Origin of the sequence: Kitasatospora sp. SC0581, from assembly GCF_048159585.1 — a bacterium.
Taxonomy (GTDB): Bacteria; Actinomycetota; Actinomycetes; order Streptomycetales; family Streptomycetaceae; genus Kitasatospora.
This window is the reverse complement of sequence record NZ_JBLRWA010000006.1, coordinates 17,137-36,838: the sequence shown is the minus strand read 5'-3', so window position 1 is coordinate 36,838 and position 19,702 is coordinate 17,137. Positions and strand designations below refer to the sequence as shown.

The following is a 19,702-nucleotide window of genomic DNA, read 5'->3' as shown; positions in this document are numbered from 1 at the left end:
GGAGGGCGGCCGCGCCCTCCCCGGTCAAGCCCGGTCGGCCCTGCGTTCCCCCCGGTCACCGCGCCACCCTGACCAGCCCCTGAGGCGACGTCACCAGCCCTGCGCGACCACCCAGTCGGCCAGCTTCCGGGCGCAGTCGTCCACCGCCTCCTTCCAGCTGTGCTCCGCACCGTCCCCGGCCTGGTCGCTGACGTGCTTGACCAGCCGCACCGGCAGCCCGGCGCGGTGGGCGACGGTGGCGACGGCGTAGCCCTCCATGTCCACCAGGTCGGCGTGCTCGGCGAGCCGGTCGCGGGCGTCCGTGTCGGAGACGAAGAGGTCGCCGGTGGCCAGCACCGGGCCGTCGCCCTTGCCGATCACCAGCGGGGCCCCGTACTCACGCCCGGTGAGCGCGTGCAGGGCGGCGGTGTCGAGGTCGTGCTGGATCACCTGGACCACGTGGTGGGTGCCCTCCCAGCCGGGGCGCAGCGCGCCGGCCGTACCGAGGTTGATCACCTCGGACGGCTTCTCGCCCTGCGCGAGGACGGTGGCCAGCGCGACGGCGGCGTTGACCTTCCCTATCCCGGTGAGCAGCACGGGCAGGCGGTCGTCCAGGTGGGCGGCCTCCTCGCGCACGGCGACGACGAGCAGCGGACGGTCGGGCGAGATCGTTCCAAGCAGGCGCATACCTCCATCGTACGGAGCGAGGGGTCGCCGCACCCGGGAAAGCCCGCCCGCAACCGGACCCCCGCGCTCCGCCCGGCCGGGGGAACCGCGTAGGGTGCGGCCCGCGTCGGACGGTTCGCCACCTCTCGGGACGACCGGCAGGAGACGACCGGCGGGAGCGGCACGAACCGTACGGACCGTACGGACCGTACGGGCCGCGCCGACGGCACCGGCCGCGCCGGTGCCACGGGCCGTCCGGGGGACGTGCACGACATGCTCAAGATCGGCGCAAGTCAGGTGTGGTCGGGGGGAGTCACGGCCATACTGCTGCCATCGGTCGGGCCCCGGGGACGGGCCCGGCCCCAGGGGAGGATGAGGCGGGTGGCAACACCAGTAGGCAACGGCGCGTCCGGCGCCGCGTTCCCGGCACGGCCGAACCAGCTGCCGGGGGCGCCGGGCGCCGCGGTGGCGACGGCCGTGCCGGTGGCGGCGGCCGCACCGGGGGCACCGGCCGTCCCCGGATCAGCACCGCTCGCGAAGTCCGGCGGGGCGCCCCCAGCGGCCAGACCCGGTGGGGCGCCCGAGAAGCGCCCTCCGGCGGCCGTCGCCACCGGCGTGCGCGCCCGGCTCGCACAGGCCACCCGCACGCCCCCAGGGCGGCTGCGACTGGCCGGCGTGGTGCTCGCGGTGCTCACCGTCGCCTTCGGCGGGCTCACCGCCTGGCAGCTGGAGACCAGGGCGCAGGCCGCCGACCGGGTGGTCTCGTACAGCCAGCCGCTCAGCCGGGACGCCGCCGAGATCCACCGCAGCCTGGCCGACGCCGCCACCACCGCGGCGAGCGGCTTCCTGCTGGCCGGCGCCGAGCCCGACGCCGTCCGCACCCGCTACGAGCAGGACATCGCCACCGCCGCCAAGCTGATCGCCCAGGCCGCCGCCCGGACCACCGCGACCTCGCCCGCCCAGGGCTCGCTCTCCCGGCTGAACCAGCAACTCCCCGCCTACGCCGGCCTGGTGGAGACCGCGCGGGCCGACAACCGGCAGGGCATCCCGCTCGGCGGCGCCTACCTGCGGTACGCCTCCGAGCAGATGCAGACCGTGCTGCTGCCGGCCGCCGCCGAACTGGCCGCGGCCGAGAACCAGGAGCTGGCCGACGACTACGCCGAGGCCAAGGCGGTGCCGTGGGGGGCGTACGGCCTGGCGCTGGTCACCCTGGCCGCACTGGCCTGGGTGCAGCTCACGCTGTTCCGCCGCACCAACCGGGTGTTCAACATCGGGCTGCTGGGCGCCACCGCCGCCGTCCTGGCCGGCGGGCTGTGGCTGGCCGTCACCGGTCTGACCACCAGCGCGGCGCTCAAGCGGAGCGTCCACGAGGGCGCGGCCCCGCTGAAGGCGCTCAACACCGCCCGGGCGGACGTGCTGACCGCCCGGCTGGCGGAGAACCTCCACTTCGTCGCCCGCGGCTCGACCACCAAGTACGCCGACCAGTGGACGAAGGCCGTCGGAGACCTCGCCGGAACCACCGACGTCCCGGCGGACCGGTCCGCCGGCTCGCTGCCGGAGGCCCTCCGCCTGGCCCCCTCGGCCGCCCAGCCGGGCGTCCGGGAGGCCGCCAAGCAGTTCGACGAGTGGCGCAAACGGCACGACGAGGCCCGGAAGCGGGAGGTGTTCGAGGCCGACTACCAGGGCGCACTGGAGGCCACCGTGACGGCCAAGGGCGACGCGGCCACCGCCGACGCCTCCTTCAACGCCACCGACAAGGCGCTCGCCCAGGCCGCCGACATCGAGCAGGACCGCTTCAAGCAGGCCGCCGAGGGCACCGGCGGGGACCTGCGCACCGCCGCCGTCGCCGCCGCGCTGCTCGGTCTGGTGGCCGCGGCCGCCGCGCTGCGCGGCCTGGGCCGGCGACTGGCCGAGTACCGGTAACGGGCAAGGGGGAGAGCGACCGATGCGCACCAGGGGTTTCAGGAGCTTCAGCGGTTCCAGCGGTTCCGGCGGTTCCGGCGGTTCCGGGAGGAGGACCAGGCCCGCCGTCGCGGTGGCCCTGCTGGCGGCCGGCGCGGCCGTGCTCGCCGGGGGCGGCCCGGTCGGCGCCGCGCCGGCGGCCGTGCACCGGACGAAGCAGGACCAGCAGGAGCAGGCCGACGGCTGCGACGTCACGAAGAGCGTGCCGCCGAGCACCGACGACGGCCCGGCCGTGAAGGCCATCAAGGCCAGGCGCAGCCTGGTGATCGGCGTGGACCAGAACAGCTACCGCTGGGGCGCCCGCAACCCGAACACCGGCCAGATCGAGGGCTTCGACATCGACCTCGCCCGGGCGATCGGCGCGGCCGTCATGGGCGACCCGGAGAAGGTGGTGCTCAAGCCGGTGGCCACGGCCGACCGGATCGACGCCATCAAGAAGGGCCGGGTCGACCTGATCGTCCGCACCATGACGATCAACTGCAAGCGGATGGAGGACGTCGCCTTCTCCAAGCCGTACTTCAACATCACCCAGCGCGTCCTGGTGCCGACGGCCTCGCCGGCGAAGAACATCGACGACGCCGTCAAGGACCAGCGGGTCTGCGCCGCCGCCGGCTCCACCGCGCTGACCGTGGTCACGGAGAAGAAGACCGCCCGGCAGGTCGTCACGGTGGAGAACCAGCTGGACTGCCTGGTCCTGATGCAGCTCGGCAAGGTCGACGCGACCATGACCGACAACGGCCTGGCGGCCGGTCAGGCCGCGCAGGACCAGACCGTGCGGATCGTGGACGGCGAGGCCCAGCCGGAGGTGGTCGGCGTCGCCATGCTGAAGGACAGCACCGACCTGACCGCCCGCGTCAACCAGGTCCTGGCCGACTACTACGCGCGCGGCGACTGGGCCCGTTCGTACGAGCACTGGCTCAAGCCGTACATGCTCAACGAGGCCGACCGCTACTGGCCGGGCACCCGCTGAGCCGGCGTCGGGGCCGCCCCGGGGTCCACCCCGGGCCGGTCCGGGGGCGACGCGGGGGACGGCGCGGGGGAGGTAGCGCGCGGGCCGTCAGCGGGGCGTTGACGGTGCCTTGACGCCCCGCGCCCGCTCCGCCCGAACGGCCACCGGCTAGGGTTCGGGACGATCACCACGGGGAGACCGGTGGTGGACACGGGGGTTGTCGTGGGACCGCACGTCCGGTACGTCCAGCACGTCAGGTACGTCAGGAACGTCAGGCACGTCGGGATCGCACGCGAGGAAGGAAGGACACCGCGGTGGCGGCATCGGCTGGCCCGGTACTGAACCGGGAGGAGGTCGACCGCGCGCTCGCCCGCCTCGGCGCGGAGCGGGACGCGGTCGAGTCGGCGCTGCTCGCCCTCCAGGACCACTCGGGCCTGCGGCTGCTGGACGGCGCCGAGCTGTCCGGACGCACCCTGGAGCGCTGGTCCGTCGCCGGCAAGGGCCTGCCCCTGCTCTGGGCGCTGTTCGACCGCTACTCCGAGGCGCTGGCCTCGGCGCGCGCCGTCCGGGCCCGCAAGGCCAAGCCCGGCGCGCCCGAACTGGCCGAACTGAGCGAACTGCTGACCGGCGACGCGGTGACCGTCCCCGGCGGGGTGGTGCCGGACGGCCCGCAGGTGCTCGGCGCGCCGGCCAGGCTGGTCGAGCGGATCAGCCTGGACGCGCTGATGGTCCGGATGAACTCCTGGTACGCCACCGTGCTGGAGGTGGTCAGCGCCGCCGACGCGGTCTGGTCGGCGCTGCCCGCCCGGATCGACCTGCTGCTGGCCGAGCTCCAGCGGGTGCGCACCCTCGCCGCCTCGCTCGGCGTGCGCACCGGGAGCCACCCGCTGGGCGACGACCTGGCCGGGATCGAGCAGGACCTCACCGGGCTGCGCGCCGAGGTCCACGGGGACCCGCTGGCGCTGTGGCGCCCGGCCCGGGTGCCCGCCCAGCGCGGCACCGTCCCGGAGGGCTCGGCCTTCGCCGGCCCCGCCGGGGTGGTCGACACCGAGCGGTTCGACCGGGCCGGGCGGGCGCTGGACGGCGTCCGGCTGGAGCTGGAGGACCTGCTGCGGCTGCGTGACGAGGCCGAGGAGCGCCTCCAGGGCGTCGGCGACCTCCTCCAGCGGGCCGACGCCACCCTGGCCGAGGCCCGCCGGGCGCGCGGCGAGGTGCTGGCGAAGATAGCGTCCAGCGACGTCCCGGCGGTGCCCGGACCGGCCTCGGCGCTGCGCGAACGGATCGTCGCGGCCCTGGACCTGCGCCAGGCCGGGCAGTGGGGCCGGCTGGCGCCGCTGCTGGACACGCTGGAGGACGCCGCCGCCAAGGAGCTGGGCCGGGCCCGGCAGTCGCTCACCGAGGTGACCCAGCCGCTGGCCGTCCGGGCCGAGCTGCGCGGCCGGCTGGACGCCTACAAGGCGATGGCGGCCCGGCTGCGGGTCTCCGAGGACCCGGAAGTGATCGAACGGTACGAGAAGGCGCGCTGGCTGCTGTGGAGCGCGCCCTGCGACCTGCGGGCGGCGGCCGCCGCGGTGGCCCGGTTCCAGCAGTCGCTGCGCCCGGCCCAGACCGAGGCCGGGCAGGCACAGGAGGCGGCCGGCCAGGAGCCGGCCGACGGACAGGTCCAGGGGGGCTGAGGGTGATGGGCGGGACGTGCGAACGGCCGGAGTGCTCCGGCAGCGGCAGGATCGACGCCGACGGCTACTGCGACGAGTGCGGGCTCGCCCCGGCGGGCGGGACCACCGCGACGACCGGAGCGGCGGCGGAGGCACCGGGCGCGGGGGCGACGGGGACAGCGGGGGCACCGGCGGCGGGGGCACCGACGGCCGCCGGCCCCGGCGCGCCCTGCCCGCGCGACTGCTCCGGCACCATCGACCCGGACGGCTACTGCGACGAGTGCGGCCTGACCCCGCCCGGCGGCGACACCGGCGTCACCCAGCCCCACGTCCCCTCCGCCCGGGTCTCCCCCGGCCCCGGCCGGAACGGCTCCGGCCGCGGCTCCGGCCACGACGGCTCGGCCCGCTCGCTGTCGGTCCGCACCGGCTCGGCCCGCTCGATGTCCGGCCGCTCCCGCTCGCACCGCTCGACCCGCACCGGCAGCAGCCGCTCCCTCTCGGTCCGCTCCACCCGGGGCGGCTCCACCGCCGGCACCCGCAACCGGCTGGGCGCCGGCCTGGTCACCGTGCCGACCGTCGAGGCGGCCGACCCGTCCCAGGCGGTGCTGGCCGACCCCGAGGTGCCCGAGCGCAAGCGGTTCTGCTCCAAGTGCGAGACCCCGGTCGGCCGGGAGAAGAACGGCCGCCCCGGCCGCCCGGACGGCTTCTGCACCAAGTGCGGCACGCCGTACTCGTTCACGCCCAAGCTGCGCCGCGGCGACCTGGTCGGCGGGCAGTACGAGGTGGTGGGCTGCCTGGCGCACGGCGGGCTCGGCTGGATCTACCTGGCGGTGGACCGACGGGTCCACGACAAGTGGGTGGTGCTCAAGGGCCTGCTGGACACCGGGGACGAGGACGCGCTCGCGGCGGCCGTCGCCGAGCGGCGCTTCCTGGCCGAGGTGGACCACCCGAACATCGTCCGGATCATCAACTTCGCCGAGCACCCGGACCTGCGCACCGGCTCCACCGACGGCTACATCGTGATGGAGTACGTCGGCGGGAAGTCGCTCAAGGACATCGCCAACGAGCGCCGCACCGCGGACGGCCGGCGCGAACCGCTGCCCGTCGAGCAGGGGATCGCGTACGCGCTGGAGGCGCTGCCGGCCCTGGGCTACCTGCACGGCCGGGGCCTGGTGTACTGCGACTTCAAGATCGACAACGTGATCCAGAGCGGCGACACGCTCAAGGTCATAGACATGGGCGCGGTCCGCCGCTTCGACGACGACGGCCCGATCTACGGCACCATCGGCTACCAGGCCCCGGAGATCGCCACCGACGGCCCCTCCGTCGCCTCCGACCTGTACACCGTGGCCCGCACCCTCGCGGTGCTCACCTTCGACTTCCAGGGCTACAGCGGCACCTACCGCGACTCGCTGCCCGGCCCGGAACAGGTCGAGGTCTTCGCCAGGTACGAGTCGTACTACCGCTTCCTGGTCCGCGCCACCGACCCGGACCCGGCCCGCCGCTTCGCCTCCGCCGAGGAGATGGCCGACCAGCTCACCGGCGTGCTGCGGGAGGTCCTGGCCCTCCAGGACGACCGGCCCCGGCCCGCGCCCTCCACCCTGTTCGGCCCCGAACTGCGCGTCGTGGACACCGAGTTGGTCCTGCCCACCGAACAGGCCGGGCAGCTCCGGGTGGCCCCCCTGGACCCGGCCGCCGCCGCCCTCGCGCTGCCCGTCCCCCGGGTCGACCCCGGCGACCCGAACGCGGGCTTCCTCGCCGTCCTGGTCACCCCCGACCCCGAGGAGACGCTCGCCGCACTGGCCGCCGCGCCCGCCGTCTCGGTCGAGAGCCGGCTGCGCGAACTGCGCGCCCTGCTCGAACTCGGCCGCCACGACGACGCCGTGAACCGCCTCACCGAGCTGGAACGGGACCAGCCGGACGACTGGCGGGTGGTCTGGTACCGCGGGCTGACCGCCCTCGTCGACGGCTCCTCCACCGCCCTCCGGGCCGCCGCGGAGGCCTTCGACGCCGTCTACGACGCCTTCCCCGGCGAGGCCGCCCCCAAGCTGGCCCTCGCCATCTGCGCCGAGCTGCTCGGCGACGGCGGCGACGCGGCCGAGTTCTACCGGCTGGTGTGGGCCACCGACCACGCCTACCTGAGCGCCGCCTTCGGGCTGGCCCGGGTCCGGCTGGCCGAGGAGGACCGGACCGCCGCGGTCCGCGTCCTGGAGACCGTCCCGGCCACCTCCAGCCACTACACCGCCGCCCGGATCGCCGCCGTCCGGGCCCGGCTGCGCGAGCGCCGGACCACCGACGACCTGGCCGCCGACCTCGGCGCGAGCTCCGCCCAGCTGACCGCGCTGCGGCTGGACGCCCGCCGCCGCGAGGAGCTCGCCGTCGAGGTGCTCGACACGGCCCTCGGCTGGGTCGGCGCCGAGGAGGCGGCCGGCCGGCGCACCACCGACCTGGTGGTACTGGGACGTCCCGCACAGGAGCGGGAACTGCGCTTCGCCCTGGAACAGTCCTACCGGGTACTCGCCCGGTTGGCCGACCGGGCGGAGACCAGGATCGAGATGGTGGAACGGGCCAACCGTGCCCGTCCCAGGACGTGGGTGTAGCAGATGCCGCAGCAGACCGAGTGCCCGAGCTGTTCGGAGCCGATGGACCAGGAGGACGCCTACTGCGGCTCCTGCGGGACCGGCCGGGACGGCCGGGCGGCCCCCGGCTCGATGCCCACGAGCTGGGCCGCCGCCCGCGGCGAGGCCGTACCGTCGCCGCGCGGGCAGGTCTGCGTGCACTGCGGGCAGCCGCAGGTCGCCCCGGACGGCTACTGCGAGGGCTGCGGCAGCGCCCAGCCGCGCCCGCGCGACCACATGGAGAAGGCGCTCGGGGGCGTCGCCGGGGTCAGCGACCGCGGCGTGCGCCACCACCGCAACGAGGACTCCTTCACCGTCGCCGCGACCTCGCTGCCCGGCGGCGAGCCGGTCGTGGTCGCCGTGGTGTGCGACGGCGTCTCCTCCTCCGACCGCCCGGACGAGGCCTCGGAGACCGCCGTGGACGCCGCCTCCGAGTCGCTGCTGACCGCCCTGGAGGCCGGCCGGGACCCGAACTCGGCGATGCGCCAGGCCGTCGCCGACGCCGCCGACGCGGTCGCCGGCCTCGCCACCGACGGCGCCGGCCCCACCCGGCCCGACCTCAACGCGCCCGCCTGCACCTTCGTCAGCGCGATAGCCGCGGGCGGCCGGGTCACCATCGGGTGGGTCGGCGACACCCGGGCGTACTGGATCCCGGACGACCGCGCCGCCGCCGAGCCGTTCCGGCTCACCCAGGACGACTCCTGGGCGGCCCGGATGGTCGAGGCCGGGCTGATGAGCGAGGCCGAGGCCTACGCCGACCCCCGCGCGCACGCGATCACCGGCTGGCTCGGCGCCGACGCCGAGGAGGTCGTGCCGCACACCCTCGACTTCACCCCGCACGTCCCCGGGGTGGTGCTGATCTGCACCGACGGGCTGTGGAACTACGCCGAGGCGGCCACCGACCTGGCGTACTACGTGCGCCCGGACGCCCGCACCGAACCGCTCGCCACGGCGCAGACCCTGGTGAAGTTCGCGGTCGCGGCCGGCGGCCACGACAACATCACCGTCGCCGTGCTGCCGATCGACCCGCCGGCCGCCGCCCTCGAGGCGGCCGAGGAGACCCCCACCGCGTTCGACCTGCCGGTGATCGCTCCGCGTGCGGCCGCCCGGCCGGCCCCGGAGGAGGACGAGGACTACGAGCCGACCCTGCCGGACCTCCCGGTGATCGGCTCCGCCGCCGCCCCGCTGCCCCCGGCCCCGCCCGTACCCCCGGTCCCCCCGGCGCCGTCCGTCCCGCCGACCGCGCCCGCCGTTCCGCCCGTCCCGCCGCAGCCGCCGCACCCGCCGACGGCCTGACCCGACCACCCGCCGGACGCTCCGGCGGCACGGCCCGCCGGCCCCGCCCGGCGGGCCGCCCCACCGTCCTGAGCACGTCCACCCCTCACCCGACGGGAGCCGACCGCCCCATGGCAACACTGGCGAAGCCGAACCTGCCCAGGTTCAACGTGGAGATCTTCCAGAACGAGTACCTGGCCGACGGCGCCCGCGAGGTCAACGCCATCGTCACCGTCACGGCGACCGGCGGCGGCACCTCGGGCGGCCGGCCCCTCGGCTTCGCCGACGCCACCGCGGCGGGCGCCGGCACCGCGGCGGCCGTGGTCGTCCTGGTGGACTGCTCGGGCTCGATGGACTACCCCAAGACCAAGATCAACGGCGCCCGCGAGGCCACCGCCGCCGCCATCGACGCGCTGCGCGACGGCACCGCCTTCGCCGTCGTCGCCGGCACCCACGAGGCCCGCGACATCTACCCCGGCGACGGCACCCTCGCCACCGCCTCCGCCACCACCCGCGCGCAGGCCAAGGAGTCGCTGCGCCGGCTCACCGCGGCCGGCGGCACCGCGATGGGCACCTGGCTGGCCAAGGCCGACCAGCTCTTCCTCACCCGCCGCGACATCGCCATCCGGCACGCCGTCCTGCTCACCGACGGCAACAACGAGCACGAGTCGGCCGAGGACCTGGCCCGCACCGTCGAACGGGTGACCGGCCACTTCACCGCCGACTGCCGCGGCGTGGGCACCGACTGGCGGATCGACGAGCTGCGCCGCATCTCCTCGGCGCTGCTCGGCACCACCGACATCGTCGCCGAGCCCTCCGGCCTGGCCGAGGACTTCCGCTCGATGATGGCCGGCGCGATGGGCAAGCAGGTCGCCGACGTCGCGCTGCGGATCTGGACCCCGGCCAACGCCAGGGTCCGGTTCGTCAAGCAGGTCGCCCCCGCGGTCGAGGACCTGAGCTCCCGCCGCACCGAGGCCGGCCCCCGGGCCGGCGACTACCCCACCGGCTCCTGGGGCGACGAGAGCCGCGACTACCACGTCTGCGTCGAGGTGCCGGCCGCCTCGGTCGGCAACGAGATGCTGGCCGCCCGGATCAGCCTGGTGCTGCCCGAGCAGGTCGCCGGCGGCACCCCCGAGGTGCTCACCCAGGGCCTGGTCAAGGCGGTCTGGACCGACGACCTGGCCTCCTCCACCCGGATCAGCCCGCAGGTCGCCCACTACACCGGGCAGGCCGAGCTCGCCTCCTCCATCCAGGAGGGCCTGGAGGCCCACCGGGCCGGGGACGTCGACCGGGCGACCGCCAAGCTGGGCGCCGCCGTCCGGATCGCCCACGCGACCGGGAACGAGGGCACCTACAAGCTGCTCCAGAAGGTGGTGGACGTGGTGGACCCGAAGGAGGGTACGGTTCGGTTCCGTAAGAACGTGAGCGAGGCCGACTCGATGACCCTTGAGACCCGGTCGACCAAGACGGTACGTGTGAAGAAGTGACCGCTGAAGACGTGACCGGGCCGGCACCCCGGCGCGACGCCGCACGGAGCCGGCCCGAAACGAGGGGGACCTGATGCCGATCTGCCCGAGGGGCCACGAGTCGCAGGCCGAGGACTGGTGCGACTTCTGCGGCTTCCCGATGACTCCGCCGGCCCCTGCGCCGGGGGCGCACGGAGGCTACCCGGGGGCGCACGGGGGCGAGCCCGCGCCCGGTGCGCACTCCGGACACCCGGGGTACGGCGGCGCCTCCTTCGGCGCGCCGCCGCCTCCGCCGCCGATGCCGCCGGGGGCCGTCCCGCCGCACGGGGCACCCCTGCCGCCGCCCGGCCTGGTGCCCCCGGGCCGGCACGGGGCCGTACCCCCGCACGGGGCCGTCCCGCCGCAGGCCGGACCGCAGGGCCTCACCGCGGGCCTGGCCGTCTGCCCGATCTGCCGCAGCCCGCAGACCGGACGGTTCTGCGAGGAGTGCGGCTACGACTACGAGCTCTCCACGCCCTCGCGCCGCCAGGTGCCCGGCGCGGCACAGCAACAGCAGCAACAGCCGCAGCAGCAGCCGCCGCTGAACATCCCGGCCTCCTACGGCGGCCCCCCGCCGCAGCAGGCCCAGCACGGCCACGCCCAGGCCGGTCAGCCGCCGCACGGCCACGCCCCGGCGGGACAACCCCCGCACGGCCAACCGCCGTTCGGCCAGCAGCCGCTCGGGCAGTCCCCGCTCGGCCAGCCACCGGCGGCCCAGCAGGCCGTCGCCCCGCCCGTCCCTCAGCAGCCCCAGGCCCCGGCGCACCAGCACACCTACGGCTACCCGCCGCCCGAGGGCGCGTTCCCCGACACCTCGGTGCGCGAGGACTCCGGCCCGGTGTACGCCCAGCCGACCGGCCCCGGCCCGAACAACCGCGGCGGCGACTTCGGCACCTCGTTCAACCTGGCCCCGCCCGTCCCCCAGCAGCCCCAGGAGACCGCCCCGGCCGAGCCGGTGCGGACCAACTGGATCGCCGTGGTCTCGGCCGACCGGGACTACTTCACCGACATGATGGCCCGCAGCGGCCCCGAGGCGGCCGGCCTGTTCTTCCCGCCGTACTGCCCCGAGCGCCGGATCCCGCTGACCGGCCGCGGCCAGCTGCGGATCGGGCGGCGCAGCCAGCACCGCGGCACGGTGCCGGAGATCGACCTGTCCGTCCCGCCGGAGGACCCGGGCGCCTCGCACCAGCACGCGCTGCTCGCCGAACAGGCGGACGGCAGCTGGGTCCTGGTGGACCAGGACTCGACCAACGGCACCACCATGAACGGCGGCGCGGAGCCCGTCCCGCCGCACACCGCGGTACCGCTGAACGACGGCGACCGGATCCACATCGGCGCCTGGACCACCATCACCGTGCACCGCGGCTGACCGGCCGTCGGTCGGAGGGGATTCTCCGACTGAAAACCCGTCAAATCGTTACCTGACCACACGTCGGTGACAACTCCGGCCGGGCCGGGCGGAATTCGACATCCGCCCGGCCCGGATTTGTTTGGACCATCCTCAAAATATCCGCAAATTCGCTGCCGCAGGCGTGCGCCGGAGCCTTCCCTGCCCCTAGGCTCAGGCCACATGACTGCTGCTATATCCGCTGACGGCATCCGCCAGCGGTACGGGGATGTGCAGGCCGTCGACGGGGTGTCGTTCACCGTCGAGGCCGGCGAGTTCTACGGGATCCTGGGCCCGAACGGCGCCGGGAAGACCACCACGATGGAGATCCTGGAGGGCGTCCGGAAACCGGACGAGGGCCGGGTCGAGCTGCTGGGCATGGCGCCCTGGCCGCGAAATCCGAAACTGCTGCCGCGAATCGGCGTGCAGTTCCAGGCCTCCGCTTTCTTCCGGAAACTGACGGCCCGGGAGACCATCCGCACCTTCGCGTCGTTCTACGGGGTCGGCCCCAAGCGGGCCGACGCGATGCTGGAGCGGGTCGGCCTCTCGGACAAGGCCGAGACCCTGACCGACCAGATGTCCGGCGGCCAGGCCCAGCGCCTGTCGATCGCCTGCGCGCTGGCCCACGACCCGGAGCTCGTCTTCCTGGACGAGCCCACCACCGGGCTGGACCCGCAGGCCCGGCGCAACCTCTGGGACCTCCTGCGGGACATCAACGCCGAGGGCCGAACGGTCGTGCTGACCACGCACTACCTGGACGAGGCCGAGGTGCTCTGCGACCGGGTCTCGATCATGGACCACGGCAAGATCCTGCACACCGGCGCCCCGGCGGCGCTGATCCGCGAGATCGACGACACCGTCCGGATCAGCGTGGCCTCCGGCCAGCTCCCGCTCGAGCGCGCCCGGGAGCTGCTGACCGCGGCCGGCGCGGAGATCGCCACCCTGGAGGACGACAGCGTCTCGCTCTCCGTCTCCACCCGCCTCCCGGCTCCGGTGCTCAGCGTCCTCGCCGAGCAGAACGCGCTGCGCGGCCTGGAAGTGCGCGGCGCCACCCTGGAGGACGTCTTCCTCCAGCTGACCGGACGGGAGTTCCGCGCATGACCGCCACCACCCCCACCGAGCCGCAGGCCCCCGCCCGGCGCGGCGGCCCGGCCGCCGGCGAGCGGGAGCGGGTCAGCGCGTTCTGGAGCCTGTCCCGCGCCATGCTGCTCGGGATGAAGCGCGACCGCACCGCGGCCTTCTTCATCCTGCTGTTCCCGCTGGTGTTCCTGGTCTTCTTCGGCTCCGTGACCAAGGGCTCCGGCAGCCCGCACGCCAAGGTGGCGCAGGTCGGCGCGGTGAAGCTGTTCGACTCGATCCAGGGCGAGGACCGGGCCGGGCTGGACAAGGTCCTCACCATCACGAAGACCGACGACGAGGCCGGCACGCTGGAGAAGGTCCGCAAGGGCGACTACGACGCGCTGATCAAGCAGGGCCCGAACGGCACGGTCGAGCTGCGCTACACCGCCGCCGACCAGGTCCGGGCCGGCGCGCTCCAGGGCATCCTCAACTCGGTGGTCCAGAGCGCCAACCAGGCCGCCACCGGGCAGAAGCCGGCCTTCGTGCTGGACTCCCAGCAGGTCGAGGACAAGTCGCTCAAGCCGATCCAGTTCCTCACCCCCGGACTGCTCGGCTGGGCCGTCGCCACCGGCGCGGTGTTCGGTGCCGCGCTGACCCTGGTCAACTGGCGCAAGACCAAGGTGCTGCGCCGGCTGCGGCTGGCCCCGCTCAGCGCCGGAACCGTGATCAGCTCCCGGATCCTGGTCTCGCTGCTGACCGCGTTCCTGCAGACCGCCGTCTTCCTGGTGGTCGCGACCGGCTTCTTCGGGCTGAAACTCACCGGCAACTGGTGGCTGGTCATCCCGCTGGTGGCCTGCGCGACGCTCGCCTTCATGTCGATCGGCCTGCTGGCCGGCTCGGTCGCCAAGACCGAGGAGGCGGCCAACGGCATCTCGCAGATCATCGTGCTGCCGATGTCCTTCCTGTCCGGCTCGTTCTTCCCGCTGGACGGCGCCCCGGAGTGGCTGAAGGCCGTCTCCAAGGTCATGCCGCTGCACTACCTGGTCGAATCCGCCCAGTCGGTGCTCACCCGCGGCGGCGGCGTCATGGACGCCGTGCCGACCATGGGCGGCCTGCTGCTCTTCGCGGCCGTGCTGACCGGCATCTCCTGGAAGCTGTTCCGCTGGGAGGACTGACCGTCCGGCGCTGATCTGCTACGCCGACGTCCGCGCCGACGTCCGCCGGTCCCCTCCCGACGGGGTCGTACGCCTTTGGTCCCGGTGTACGACCCCGTCGGCGTCTGCGACCATGGTCGGGTGAGAGAGATCCGGCGAGGCACGTTGAGCGAGGAGACCTTCTACGACCAGGTCGGCGGTGAGCCGACCTTCCGGCGGCTGGCCCACCGGTTCTACGAAGGCATCGCCGAGGACGAGTTGCTGCGGCCGATGTACCCCGAGGAGGACCTCGGGCCCGCCGAGGAGCGGATGGCCCTCTTCCTGATGCAGTACTGGGGCGGCCCGCGCACCTACAGCGAGCGGCGCGGCCACCCGCGGCTGCGGATGCGGCACGCGCCGTTCAAGGTCGACAAAGCCGCGCACGACGCCTGGCTCACCCACATGCGGGCGGCCGTCGCGGACCTGGAGCTGCCGGCCGAGCACGAGCAGCAGCTGCTCGAGTACCTGGTCTACGCCGCCGCCTCGATGATCAACACCCCGGGCTGAGCCCGGAGCGCTCCTCGGCGGGGCGGGACTGGCCCGGACCGCTGTTACCGGAGCGGGCTGAGGCCCAGCCCCGCGCCCGGCGCGGCCGCGGTCCGCACCACCACCGAGCCCACCGGGGAGCTCAACCGCAGCCAGCCGCCCGCCCGGTGCACCGAGAGCGGCGCCTCGGGGCTCAGGAAGCCGATCCGGTACGAGGCGTGCACGGCGCGCAGCGGCAGCTCCGGCAGCACCGAGACCGGACGGGACCACACCTCGTCCGCCAGCCGGTCCAGCACCGCGCGGGTGCGGTGGTGCTCCGGGACGGCCTCGCTGCGCTCGCGGAACTCCCCGACCGCCGCCATCAGTTCGCGGCACACCTCGGCCGCCGGCGGGGTGCCGACCGGGCGCCAGCCGGTGCGCGGCGGCAGCAGCCCGGCCCAGGCCGGACCGGTCACCGGCGCGGGCAGCGCGACGGCGCCCGAAGCTGCGTCCACGCCGTCCAGTAGCTGGCCCGCGGAGACGGTCAGGTCCACCGGCTCGTCCAGACCGTCCAGCCGGGCCGTGCGGATCGCCAGCACGCCCGAGTCGCCCAGCGGCAGCCGTCCGAAGACCGCCAGCACGCCGTCCCCCTCGCCCGGGCCCACCGCCTGGATCCGGACGGCCGCCGCCCGGTCGAAGCGCAGCAGGCGCAGCAGGAAGGCGGAGAGGTCGGCGGCCTCCCCGGTGTCGGTCAGGGCGAGACGGGCGGTGATGGTCACAGTGGTTCAGCTCGAATCGTCGGGTGCGGTCAGACGGCGGCGACTACCGGCTCTTCGTCCATGAAGCGGCCGAGGAACTCCCGCTCCACCGGCGAGATCCGGCGCGGCCGGCCCTCGGCCAGGTCGTAGGGGACGACCACGGTGGACGCCCGGACGTACACGATGTCGCCGCCGTCCTCGGCGACGTCCTTGATCTCGTACGAGACGGTCAGCGAGGCGCCGCCGATCTTCGTCACCCAGGTCTCGATGGTGACCGGCTCGGGCCGGTGCACCAGCGGACGCTTGTAGTCGATCTCGTGGCGGGCCACCACCGAGCCGCCCGCGAACTCCCCGGCACCGGCCGCGGCGGCCTGGGTGAACATGAAGTCGATCCGGGCCTCCTCCAGGTAGCGCAGGAAGACCACGTTGTTGACGTGCCCGAAGGCGTCCATGTCGGACCAGCGCAGCGGGCAGGCGTAGATGTGGCGAGCCACGGGAGTTCTCCTCGGTGTCCGGTCGCCCGCCGCCGTCCACCGCCGGGGCGGCGGGCGGTCGGCGACGGGCCGCGGCCCGGCAGGCCGCCCCGGAGGGCAGTCTGCCGGGCCGTTGTGACGGCTGGGTGTCAGCCTCGGGTCAGCTTCTTGTACGTGGCCCGGTGCGGACGGGCGGCGTCGGCGCCGAGCCGCTCGATCTTGTTCTTCTCGTACGACTCGAAGTTGCCCTCGAACCAGAACCACTTGCTCTCGCCCTCGTAGGCGAGGATGTGGGTGGCCACCCGGTCCAGGAACCAGCGGTCGTGGGAGATGACCACGGCGCAGCCGGGGAACTCCAGCAGGGCGTTCTCCAGCGAGGAGAGCGTCTCGACGTCGAGGTCGTTGGTGGGCTCGTCGAGGAGCAGCAGGTTGCCGCCCTGCTTGAGGGTCAGCGCCAGGTTCAGGCGGTTGCGCTCACCACCGGAGAGCACGCCGGCCGGCTTCTGCTGGTCCGGGCCCTTGAAGCCGAAGGCCGACACGTAGGCGCGGGACGGCATCTCGACCTGGCCGACGTTGATCCAGTCCAGACCGTCGGAGACGACCTCCCAGAGGGTCTTCTTCGGGTCGATGTTGGCGCGGGTCTGGTCGACGTAGCTGATCTTGACCGTCTCGCCGACCTTGACCGTGCCGCTGTCCGGGGTCTCCAGGTCCTGGAGCATCTTGAACAGGGTGGTCTTGCCGGCGCCGTTCGGGCCGATGATGCCGACGATGCCGTTGCGCGGCAGGGTGAAGCTCAGGTCGTCGATCAGGACCTTCTCACCGAAGGCCTTGTTGAGGTTCTCGACCTCGATGACGATGCTGCCCAGGCGCGGGCCCGGCGGGATCTGGATCTCCTCGAAGTCCAGCTTCCGCATCTTGTCCGCCTCGGCCGCCATCTCCTCGTAGCGGGCCAGACGGGCCTTGGACTTCGCCTGGCGGCCCTTGGCGTTGGAGCGGACCCACTCCAGCTCCTCCTTGAGGCGCTTGGCGCGCTTGGCGTCCTTCTGCCCCTCGACCTTCAGGCGGGACTGCTTGGACTCCAGGTAGGTGGAGTAGTTGCCCTCGTAGCCGATCGCGCGGCCGCGGTCGAGCTCCAGGATCCAGCCGGCCACGTTGTCCAGGAAGTACCGGTCGTGGGTGACGGCGACGACGGTGCCGGGGTACTTGGCCAGGTGCTGCTCCAGCCAGTTCACCGACTCGGCGTCCAGGTGGTTGGTGGGCTCGTCGAGCAGCAGCAGGTCGGGGGACTCCAGCAGCAGCTTGCAGAGCGCCACGCGGCGCTTCTCGCCACCGGAGAGCTTGGTGACCGGCCAGTCGCCGGGCGGGCAGCCCAGGGCGTCCATGGCCTGCTCCAGCTGGGCCTCCAGGTCCCACGCGTTGGCGTGGTCCAGCTCCTCCTGGAGCTTGCCCATCTCGTCCAGCAGGGCGTCCGAGTAGTCGGTCGCCATCAGCTCGGCGATCTCGTTGAAGCGGTCGAGCTTCCCCTTGATCTCCTTGACGCCGTCCTCGACGTTCTCCAGGACGGTCTTGGTCTCGTCCAGCGGCGGCTCCTGGAGCAGCATGCCGACGGTGAAACCGGGCGAGAGGAAGGCGTCGCCGTTGGAGGGGTGCTCCAGGCCGGCCATCATCTTCAGCACGGTGGACTTACCGGCGCCGTTGGGGCCCACGACGCCGATCTTCGCTCCGGGGAGGAAGCTGAGCGTCACGTCGTCAAGGATGACCTTGTCTCCGTGAGCCTTGCGCACCTTGCGCATCGTGTAGATGTATTCCGCCACGTGAGATCGCTCCGGCGTCGTCGGGAGTATTCGGCTTGCAGCCTTCCATTGTGCCGCACCCGGCCCTGAGGCCCGAATCGCCTGGATGACCCCACCGGGGTATCCGGAAGCGCTCCCGCCCGCCCCGGCCCCGCCGCCCGGACCGCGGCCGCCCGGCGCCCCCGCTCCCGCCCTCCCGGCCGTCTCTCCCCGGCCGGCACCCCGCCCACCCCGGGCCCCGCCGCCCCGTGGCCGACGCCCCCGGGGGCCCGCCCGGGAAACGCGACGGCCCGGCTCCCCGCAGCGGGTGCGGGGAGCCGGGCCGGTACCGCTCTCAGGGCCTCGGGAGGTCGGTGACCCCCGGCCCGCTCGGGCGGTTCCGTCGCTTCGGGCGCTTCGGGCGCCTCAGGCGGTTCAGGCGGTTCAGGCGGTTCAGGCGGTGGTGCGACCGTGGCGGCCGCGGCGGCGCAGGACGAAGACGGCGGCGCCACCGGCCACGACCAGGCCACCGGCGACGGCGGCGAGGATCGGGGTGGAGTCATTGGCACCGGTCTGGGCCAGGCCACCGGTGCCCGGGGCGGCGCTGGTGGTCGCCGGGGTCGGCTGGCCGGCGCCGGTGCTCGGGGTGCCCGACGGGGCCGCGCTCGGGGTGCCGGACGGCGTGCCGGTCGCGGCGGGGGTGGTCGGGGCCGGGGTCGGCGTCACGCCGACCTTGCAGTCCAGGACGCCGGTGAACTGCTTGGTGTAGCCGTTCGGGCCGGTCACGGTGAAGTCGTAGTGCGCCTTCTCCTCGACCTTGACGAGCACGCTCTCGGTCTTGCCCGGCTGGACGGCGACCTGCTGCTTGCCGACCGTGACGGTGGCGGCCTCGTCACCGCTGTTGGTGACGGACACCCGCACGCCGCCGGTGGCGCACTCCTCCTTGGCGGTGCTGTCGATCAGCGCGCCCTTGCCCTGCTTCCAGGTGGCCTTGGCGCCGCCGGCGACGTTCACCTTGGTGGAGCCGGCCAGGATCATGGTCTGGCTGTGGCGGCCGCGGGAGTCCACGCCGCTCATGAAGACCCGGCCGCTGAGCACGGTGGCCTCGGCGGTGGCGTTGATGGCGGCCTTGCCGTCCGGGGTGCCGGCCGGCACGTCCAGGAACAGCGGGGTGTCCTTGCCGATCGGACCGGCCAGGCTGCCGTTGACCGGCTTGCTGTCCTTGTCCAGCAGCTTGATCTTGTCCGCGGCGTCGCCGGTGACGGTCAGCTTGACCTCGTTCGCGCTGGAGTTCAGCAGGAACGGGCCGAGCTTGCCGCCCGACTTCCCGGAGACCGAGTCCGGGGAGAGGGTCAGCGAGGGCTTCGGCTCGGCCGCGACGCCCTTGTTGGCGTCGCCGACGAGGTAGTCGCGCAGCTTCTTGGCCTTGTCGTTGCGCGGGACGGCGTTCTTGTTGTCCGAGAACTTCCAGATCGCGGCCTGGGTGCCGGCGGCGGCGTCCGCGTCGGTCAGGCTGTCGACGCCGGCGGCCGTCGCGAGGGACGTCAGGCTGGCCTGCGGGTACGAGTTGTCCAGGATCCAGCGGATCTTGGGGGCGTTCGCGTTGCTGTTGAGCGAGCTCGACGCCCAGTCCGCCTCGTGGTACTTGGCGCCGCTGTCCAGGTAGACCGGGTTGTCGAAGTCGATGCAGTACGTCCGGAGCTTCTCCCCGGCAGCCGTCTTGAGGGTGAACAGACCGCCGTCGACGGTGCCCTTGCCCTCGACGTCGATCTTCTCGCCGAGCATCTCGTTCTGGACTTCCGCCGTCACGCCCGAGGTCGGGGCGCCGGCCGCGACCGCCGCACCGGCCGCGAACAGGCCTCCGCCAAGCGCCAAGCTGGTCGTGAGCATGACAGTGGTTATCCGGGACAGACTCCGCCCCTGCCTCTGGAACATCTGGGATCCCTCCGGGCCGGGCCGCACCGAGTGGGCGGCCCGCCGACTTGC

The 19,702-nt window shown here is 74.0% G+C and carries 15 protein-coding genes; 10 read left to right on the top strand and 5 right to left on the bottom strand.

Annotated elements, in window-relative coordinates; translation table 11 throughout:
• Positions 1–90 precede the first annotated feature (90 nt).
• The gene (locus tag ACLWS4_RS12665; protein ID WP_049649370.1) at positions 91–666 is read right to left on the bottom strand and encodes a nucleosidase; all 576 of its coding nucleotides are present in this window, start codon (positions 664–666) and stop codon (positions 91–93) included.
• Positions 667–1,026: 360 nt separating this feature from the next.
• Here ACLWS4_RS12665 and ACLWS4_RS12660 point away from each other — a divergent pair, with 360 nt between their 5' ends.
• The 10 genes from ACLWS4_RS12660 (at position 1,027) to ACLWS4_RS12615 (ending at position 14,755) form a co-directional block, all read left to right on the top strand.
• Positions 1,027–2,568: a hypothetical protein gene (locus tag ACLWS4_RS12660; protein WP_387826134.1), complete on the top strand. Its 1,542-nt coding sequence runs from the start codon at positions 1,027–1,029 to the stop codon at positions 2,566–2,568.
• Between the two features lie 22 nt (positions 2,569–2,590).
• The gene (locus ACLWS4_RS12655; protein WP_416874152.1) at positions 2,591–3,577 is read left to right on the top strand and encodes a glutamate ABC transporter substrate-binding protein; all 987 of its coding nucleotides are present in this window, start codon (positions 2,591–2,593) and stop codon (positions 3,575–3,577) included.
• A gap of 293 nt (positions 3,578–3,870) precedes the next feature.
• Entirely contained in the window at positions 3,871–5,232 is a 1,362-nt protein-coding gene (locus tag ACLWS4_RS12650) for a hypothetical protein (protein WP_234348701.1), read from the top strand.
• A gap of 5 nt (positions 5,233–5,237) precedes the next feature.
• Positions 5,238–7,811, top strand: a complete 2,574-nt coding sequence (locus tag ACLWS4_RS12645) for a tetratricopeptide repeat protein (protein ID WP_416874151.1) — start codon at positions 5,238–5,240, stop codon at positions 7,809–7,811.
• A 3-nt stretch (positions 7,812–7,814) separates the two neighbouring features.
• Positions 7,815–9,125, top strand: a complete 1,311-nt coding sequence (locus ACLWS4_RS12640) for a PP2C family serine/threonine-protein phosphatase (protein WP_117489804.1) — start codon at positions 7,815–7,817, stop codon at positions 9,123–9,125.
• Between the two features lie 110 nt (positions 9,126–9,235).
• On the top strand, positions 9,236–10,591 hold the full coding sequence (locus tag ACLWS4_RS12635; RefSeq protein WP_049660919.1) for a vWA domain-containing protein: 1,356 nt from the start codon (positions 9,236–9,238) through the stop codon (positions 10,589–10,591).
• Positions 10,592–10,664: 73 nt separating this feature from the next.
• Positions 10,665–11,978: an FHA domain-containing protein gene (locus ACLWS4_RS12630; RefSeq protein ID WP_416874150.1), complete on the top strand. Its 1,314-nt coding sequence runs from the start codon at positions 10,665–10,667 to the stop codon at positions 11,976–11,978.
• A gap of 201 nt (positions 11,979–12,179) precedes the next feature.
• Positions 12,180–13,097 carry an ABC transporter ATP-binding protein gene (locus ACLWS4_RS12625; RefSeq protein WP_049657872.1) on the top strand — a complete coding sequence of 306 codons (918 nt, stop codon included), beginning with the start codon at positions 12,180–12,182 and terminating at the stop codon, positions 13,095–13,097.
• Entirely contained in the window at positions 13,094–14,230 is a 1,137-nt protein-coding gene (locus tag ACLWS4_RS12620) for an ABC transporter permease (RefSeq protein WP_079272765.1), read from the top strand. Before ACLWS4_RS12625 ends, ACLWS4_RS12620 begins: the two co-directional genes overlap by 4 nt.
• Positions 14,231–14,350: 120 nt before the next feature.
• Positions 14,351–14,755, top strand: a complete 405-nt coding sequence (locus ACLWS4_RS12615; RefSeq protein ID WP_049657871.1) for a globin — start codon at positions 14,351–14,353, stop codon at positions 14,753–14,755.
• A gap of 44 nt (positions 14,756–14,799) precedes the next feature.
• On the opposite strand, the gene ACLWS4_RS12610 is transcribed toward ACLWS4_RS12615, so the two are convergent.
• The 4 genes from ACLWS4_RS12610 to ACLWS4_RS12595 form a co-directional block, all read right to left on the bottom strand.
• Positions 14,800–15,492, bottom strand: a complete 693-nt coding sequence (locus tag ACLWS4_RS12610; protein ID WP_049657869.1) for a hypothetical protein — start codon at positions 15,490–15,492, stop codon at positions 14,800–14,802.
• 29 nt (positions 15,493–15,521) lie between these two features.
• Positions 15,522–15,965 carry an acyl-CoA thioesterase gene (locus tag ACLWS4_RS12605; protein WP_049657866.1) on the bottom strand — a complete coding sequence of 148 codons (444 nt, stop codon included), beginning with the start codon at positions 15,963–15,965 and terminating at the stop codon, positions 15,522–15,524.
• Between the two features lie 128 nt (positions 15,966–16,093).
• The gene (ettA, locus tag ACLWS4_RS12600; protein ID WP_049657863.1) at positions 16,094–17,758 is read right to left on the bottom strand and encodes an energy-dependent translational throttle protein EttA; all 1,665 of its coding nucleotides are present in this window, start codon (positions 17,756–17,758) and stop codon (positions 16,094–16,096) included.
• 411 nt (positions 17,759–18,169) lie between these two features.
• Positions 18,170–19,606, bottom strand: a complete 1,437-nt coding sequence (locus ACLWS4_RS12595; protein ID WP_181970694.1) for a Cys-Gln thioester bond-forming surface protein — start codon at positions 19,604–19,606, stop codon at positions 18,170–18,172.
• Positions 19,607–19,702: the final 96 nt, after the last annotated feature.

Excerpts from the sequence above, each read along its gene's own strand:
- ACLWS4_RS12630 (WP_416874150.1), top strand. The coding sequence starts at position 10,665 with ATGCCGATCTGCCCGAGGGGCCACGAGTCGCAGGCCGAGGACTGGTGC.
- ACLWS4_RS12635 (WP_049660919.1), top strand. The coding sequence starts at position 9,236 with ATGGCAACACTGGCGAAGCCGAACCTGCCCAGGTTCAACGTGGAGATC.
- ACLWS4_RS12620 (WP_079272765.1), top strand. The coding sequence starts at position 13,094 with ATGACCGCCACCACCCCCACCGAGCCGCAGGCCCCCGCCCGGCGCGGC.
- ACLWS4_RS12595 (WP_181970694.1), bottom strand. The coding sequence starts at position 19,606 with ATGCTCACGACCAGCTTGGCGCTTGGCGGAGGCCTGTTCGCGGCCGGT.
- ACLWS4_RS12665 (WP_049649370.1), bottom strand. The coding sequence starts at position 666 with ATGCGCCTGCTTGGAACGATCTCGCCCGACCGTCCGCTGCTCGTCGTC.
- ACLWS4_RS12640 (WP_117489804.1), top strand. The coding sequence starts at position 7,815 with ATGCCGCAGCAGACCGAGTGCCCGAGCTGTTCGGAGCCGATGGACCAG.
- ACLWS4_RS12655 (WP_416874152.1), top strand. The coding sequence starts at position 2,591 with ATGCGCACCAGGGGTTTCAGGAGCTTCAGCGGTTCCAGCGGTTCCGGC.
- ACLWS4_RS12625 (WP_049657872.1), top strand. The coding sequence starts at position 12,180 with ATGACTGCTGCTATATCCGCTGACGGCATCCGCCAGCGGTACGGGGAT.
- ACLWS4_RS12645 (WP_416874151.1), top strand. The coding sequence starts at position 5,238 with ATGGGCGGGACGTGCGAACGGCCGGAGTGCTCCGGCAGCGGCAGGATC.